Annotated in this window: 11 protein-coding genes; 2 read left to right on the forward strand and 9 right to left on the reverse strand. The window is 61.0% G+C overall.

Features of this window, described 5'->3' with window-relative positions:
- The 5 genes from EP165_RS20155 to EP165_RS20175 all read right to left on the reverse strand — a co-directional run.
- Positions 1-304 (reverse strand): hypothetical protein (locus EP165_RS20155; RefSeq protein ID WP_164743124.1); only part of this gene is annotated, 304 nt, incomplete at its 3' end.
- A 19-nt stretch (positions 305-323) separates the two neighbouring features.
- Positions 324-707, reverse strand: a complete 384-nt coding sequence (locus EP165_RS20160; protein WP_127524653.1) for a hypothetical protein — start codon at positions 705-707, stop codon at positions 324-326.
- Positions 708-835: 128 nt separating this feature from the next.
- A complete protein-coding gene (locus EP165_RS20165; protein WP_127524654.1) occupies positions 836-1,276 on the reverse strand; it encodes a hypothetical protein in 441 nt (146 codons plus the stop codon).
- A gap of 147 nt (positions 1,277-1,423) precedes the next feature.
- Positions 1,424-1,702 carry a hypothetical protein gene (locus EP165_RS20170; protein ID WP_127524655.1) on the reverse strand — a complete coding sequence of 93 codons (279 nt, stop codon included), beginning with the start codon at positions 1,700-1,702 and terminating at the stop codon, positions 1,424-1,426.
- Entirely contained in the window at positions 1,699-1,911 is a 213-nt protein-coding gene (locus EP165_RS20175; protein ID WP_127524656.1) for a transcriptional regulator, read from the reverse strand. The genes EP165_RS20170 and EP165_RS20175 overlap by 4 nt, the downstream gene beginning before the upstream one ends.
- A 47-nt stretch (positions 1,912-1,958) precedes the next feature.
- On the opposite strand from EP165_RS20175, the gene EP165_RS20180 reads away from it, so the two are divergent.
- Positions 1,959-2,687, forward strand: coding sequence for an XRE family transcriptional regulator (locus EP165_RS20180; protein WP_127524657.1), 729 nt, complete (start codon positions 1,959-1,961; stop codon positions 2,685-2,687).
- A 36-nt stretch (positions 2,688-2,723) separates the two neighbouring features.
- Here the strand turns inward: EP165_RS20180 and EP165_RS20185 are convergent, their stop codons facing one another.
- From EP165_RS20185 to EP165_RS20200, 4 genes are read right to left on the reverse strand one after another with little or no spacing between them, the layout of a single operon-like run.
- Positions 2,724-3,008 carry a hypothetical protein gene (locus tag EP165_RS20185; protein WP_127524658.1) on the reverse strand — a complete coding sequence of 95 codons (285 nt, stop codon included), beginning with the start codon at positions 3,006-3,008 and terminating at the stop codon, positions 2,724-2,726.
- Complete coding sequence (locus EP165_RS20190; RefSeq protein ID WP_164743125.1) at positions 3,005-3,202, reverse strand: hypothetical protein; 198 nt, start codon at positions 3,200-3,202, stop codon at positions 3,005-3,007. The genes EP165_RS20185 and EP165_RS20190 overlap by 4 nt, the downstream gene beginning before the upstream one ends.
- 13 nt (positions 3,203-3,215) lie before the next feature.
- A complete protein-coding gene (locus EP165_RS20195) occupies positions 3,216-3,983 on the reverse strand; it encodes a helix-turn-helix domain-containing protein (RefSeq protein WP_127524660.1) in 768 nt (255 codons plus the stop codon).
- A complete protein-coding gene (locus EP165_RS20200) occupies positions 3,980-4,225 on the reverse strand; it encodes a hypothetical protein (RefSeq protein WP_127524661.1) in 246 nt (81 codons plus the stop codon). The genes EP165_RS20195 and EP165_RS20200 overlap by 4 nt, the downstream gene beginning before the upstream one ends.
- A gap of 119 nt (positions 4,226-4,344) precedes the next feature.
- On the opposite strand from EP165_RS20200, the gene EP165_RS20205 reads away from it, so the two are divergent.
- The coding region (locus EP165_RS20205; protein ID WP_164743126.1) for a hypothetical protein at positions 4,345-4,646 on the forward strand (302 nt) is incomplete at its 3' end.

Raw genomic sequence — 4,646 nt, forward strand, 5'->3', positions numbered from 1 at the left:
CGAGGCCGTCGCGGGCCTTCTCTTTGGCCGCCTCGATCGCTTCCTCGGCTTTGCGAATACGCTTCTGACCAGTGACAATCGCCTTCAGGGTAGACTTGGTGACACCCTGCTTTTTCGCATCATCGAAGATGCTCTCCTGGTCACCGTCGAACTGCTTGTGCAGGTCCCGTTTCCGCTTCTTGAACTCGGCATCGAGCTCGTCGAGCTTGACCTCGCGGTTTTGTTCGATGCGGTCGATCTCGGACGCGAAGGAAGCGGCTTCTTCCGGCGTCGCACGGTTCCGGCCTTCACGAATAGTCGCCATTGGTGTTTCCCTTTTCCCGTTAGGCGTTGGCTATGCTGATCGGTTCCAGGCCATCAGCGACCCGGAGTTTGTCGACGAAGCGAAACAGGCCGTCGCGGTCGGTGGCGCGCGGTCGGCCGCGCTCGCTCTTGATCTGGAAACGGTTCTGGTAGGCCGAAATCTGGTAGCCGTGGGGCCGCAGGTATTCGTTGACAAAGATGAGGTCCGTGCACGCGCCGGGCTCGAAACGTCGAACACCTTTCTTCGCGATGAAGTCCTTGACCATCAGGTCAACATTGTTGCTCACAACGCGCAGTTTTGGCCGTGATGGTGTCGATGGCGGCGCTGGTGTTCGCGGCTTGTTGCGCGCGAAAGCTCTCTGGGGCGGCGGCAACTCACCTGAGGCACGCATCGTGCGCACCACGGTCGCAACTGCGCCTTTTGTTGTGCCGAGCGCTGCCGCTATTTCGTTGAAGCTTTCCTTGCGAATGCGGAACTTAACTGCGGCTCTTTTCTCCTGAGCGGTCAGTTCCTTCCATGGTCGACCCACACTCATCGGGCGCCTCCGCCAGTTCCGGTGCGATCCAGGCTGCCCACCGGAGCCGCTGATCTGCGATACGCATCCATCTGCGGGCCATGGAATTCCTCATCGGCCACGGCAAGCGCAGCCTCCATGCTCGCCAGCCGGTCTTTGAGTTCCCGGTATTCACGTCGCGCTTCCTCGAGTTTTGCCTGTTTCAGGGCGTCCAGTTCCGCGCCATCGACGCGCCGCACCTTGCCGCGGAACAGCGTCTCGCACCGCCGAAGCGTGAAGGGCCGATCGAGACGCGGCTCCACGCGAGGCTTGAGGTAGCGGTACGCTGCGTACACAAGCGCATCGACCTTCCCGTACCGCGCCTTCGGGAACGCCTCCCGAAAGAGCGACTGGGCAAACGCGACGTCACTCATTGCCTTGCCCCCTTTCGGCAAACGCTTGCTGGTTTTCTGCAACACCTTGCTGATCCCTTCGCCTACGTTCCTGATCAGCGCTGGACACGCGATCAAAGGAACGGGCGAATGAGACGAGCGAAGAAGAAAGGCGGGCCGCGAACGCGAGACCGGATACGCGGACCACCATCGCGCTTGGGAGGACGCGCGAAGTCATGGTTTCACCGGGGGCTTGGGAAGGGGTTGCCAGTGGGTGAAAACGGCGTTGTGAGAGATGGCCCCGTTCCACGGGTACGTGGCCAGCGTCCTACTGATTCCCGGAAATGGACAGTAGGCGACAACGCATTGCCGGGCGTATTTCCCGCGCCCGACCAGATTGTCGTCTTCGTCGTACTCATCCATGGGACCCACGACTTCCCATGCGAGGAAGTAGTTTCCATCCTTCGGGGCCGTCTCTATCGGCAGCCATCCGTTTTCGTCGGGATTGGTCACGCCGCGTCTCCCTCGACCGGCGCGGGCCCGAAAATGTCGGGACGAAGCTTGTGCCGCGAAATCCCGGTGATCCGCTCGACGTCAATGACGCGGTCGACGGGCACCTTCTTCCACAGGGAAACGGCTTGCGGCGTTATTCCGCCCAAGGTCTTGGCCAACGCGGTCGGCCCGCCAGCCTTGTCTTTCGCGATTGCGCAAATTTCTTCCATGCGCGATTGAAAGCATTTCTTTCACACTTTTGCAAGCATCTCTTTCGATGATTGAAAGCGCCTCTTTCGTCATAGTCGCCGCCATGTCGACCAAAGGCGCACGAATCAAGGAAGTTCGGGACAAACTTCAACTGACACAGGAGGGCTTCGCGCGGCTGCTTGGCGGCATCACGCGGGGCGCTGTTGGCAATTGGGAGCGCGATCAAGGGATCAAGGAAGAGAATCTCGAACTGATTTCCGCGCGAACCGGCATCTCGTATGAATGGCTCGCAACCGGCCGCGGCAGTATGGACCCCAACGATATCGTCCAGCCTGCCGCAAAATCGGCCTCGTCGGGGTCGGTCAGGATACCTGACCTGAACATCTTCGGCGGCTTAGGCGGCGGCGGCGCCCTCGCGATTGTGCAGGGCAACGACGGCCTCCCGCTCGACCCCGACGATCTGCGTGGATACTGGACGTTCCCCGAGTACCTGGTCCGCGCCTTCGGCTCTCTCTCCGGAATCTATGCGTGGGAGGTGCGCGGCGACAGTATGGAACCGACGCTGGCCGGCGGTTCAGTGGTCTTCGTCGACACCCGCCAGAACAAGCTTCCGCCCAACGACATCTACGCGATCGACTATGGCGACGGCTTGATGGTGAAGCGCCTTAAACTCGTTCCCCGCTCCGATCTCGTGTCGGTGATATCGGACAATGACCGCTATGCACCCGACAATTTGCCGAGAGATGACGTGCAGGTTTTCGGCCGCGTGATCGGCTGGTTCCAGTGGCGGGGATGAGGTGAAAGCAACCGGCATACGGGAGGTAGAGCAATGTCAGACTTCGCCGGTGTAACCTGTGTCGAATGTGGGAGTGACAAATTCGTCTATCCCAACAATCCGCCCCAGGACGATGACATAATCTCCTGCGCCGGGTGCGGACGGGAGATTGGCACTGTCGCCGTTATTCGTGAAGCCCTTCTTGCTCACGGCAAGGCCGAGATCGAAAAGGCGACCGGAAAGGCGTTCGGCAAAAACATCAAGGTCGATTGGCGGAAGCGATAGTTCTCGCAGATCGGCATTGACGGTCGACAGATCGAGTACGAGCTTTCCCATCGTCATGAAATCTCTCCCTCAAGGCGGGCTTCTGCTGACGCGCTCGCCGAGTCCGGCTTCCCCATTGAGTCCAGCAGCCAGAGCATCCTTGCGGAGTTCCGCTCCGCACGGTTCAGTGCGCGGAGAAGCTGGAAGCCAGTGAAGATGTTGCACATGGCGGCGGCTAAGTAGATCAGCGCTTGGGCCGTCGTTAGTTCCATATCCGGGTTCCTTTCAAAACGGAATTTCATCGTCCAGGTCGTCGTCGCAAGGGATCAGCACAGCGCCGGCCGGGGCTTTCGTGGTTTGCTCGATGCCGGTTTCGGTGAATCGAACCGTTACCGTGTGCGCCTCGACATCAACCGCCAGCACCTCGTAGTGGTCGCCGCTTGCATTGCGGCGCCAGCCGCCGACGCGGAAGGATTGCGGTTCTCGATTCGGAGCTTGGGAAGGGGGAGCGCCGTCAAGGCGCGATCCCCTACTACCGTCAACCGTAGAGCACCCATCAGATGGTTCGGCGGCTTTTCGCCGCCTATCAGATGGTTCTTCAGATGGACTCAGATGGTTAGTAGGCAGCAGGCTGCCGGTTTTATGCGGCAGTTCCCTGCCGGTTTCACTGTCGTATCCTGCCGGTTTTCGTTCCCCATATGCGGCAGCCGGCTGCCGGTTTTCTGTGGTCATGGTGTAGATGCTCGGGTTCCCCGGACCTCGCCCGATCGCAACGGCCAGATGTCGCTTGGCGAGGCGTTGGGCCATGTCGCGGACGGTGCGCTCGGACATGCCAATTCCGCCTGCTATCGTCGTCAGAGACGGCCACGCAACGAGCTTGCCGGTCTTGCGGAACTGCGCCCTGTTTGCGTGCTGTCCCAATTCGAAAGCCACCTTGAAGGCGCTCGCAGGAAGTTCGGCATCAGCTTTCACTTGGTTAAGCCACGCGAATAGGTCGCGGGTGAAGGCATCAGGGTTCCGGCCGGGTTCTGGGAACGCGACGACCTGGCTCATGCCGCCCTCCCCGCACGCGCCAGAGCCTTCGCGGCTTCGGCGGAGGTCAGATCGAACCGGCGCGCAAGGTTCGGCACGAGCGGGCGCGGCAGCTCGAGCCGATGCGCCGCGTACCAGGCGGCGGCTTGCCCGATTCGGCTATCGCGGCTATTTTCGGAAGCGATCGGACCTTCAGAACGATCCTTTTTCGCGGCTCGACCATCCCCCAGATGGCCGGGCCGCTTTGCGTTTGGCTGTGTCATTGGCGGCTCCTTTCGTGCACTCACGATAAGGCCGTTCCCGACAAAATGAAAGCAATGCTTTCTTTCCTCTTGCGCCCATGTGAAAGAAATGCTTTCATTCAGGCAAAGGAGACACACCGATGCCCAGCCCAGCCCTTTCCCTCACCTTCGCCGATATGGGCGCCACGCTTGCGAGCCTGTCCGCCCCGGCCTACGCCACGAAGCGCGTGATCGACGAGGATACCGGCGAGGAAGTCGCCCGGCTGTTCGTCCGCGCGGATCGTGTCGACTGGTCCGGTTCGGGATCGTTCGGGTCGCGCCCCACCGTTGCCGAGTGCCTTGCCGAAATCGAGGTCGCGGTTCTTCGCCAGCGCGCCTGTGAGGCAGAGGACCGGGCACAGGCCGACGCAATCGACGCGCTGCCGGAGCCGATCCGCTCGCT

Source organism: Mesorhizobium sp. Z1-4 (assembly GCF_004000235.1).
Taxonomy (GTDB): Bacteria; Pseudomonadota; Alphaproteobacteria; order Rhizobiales; family Rhizobiaceae; genus RCIO01.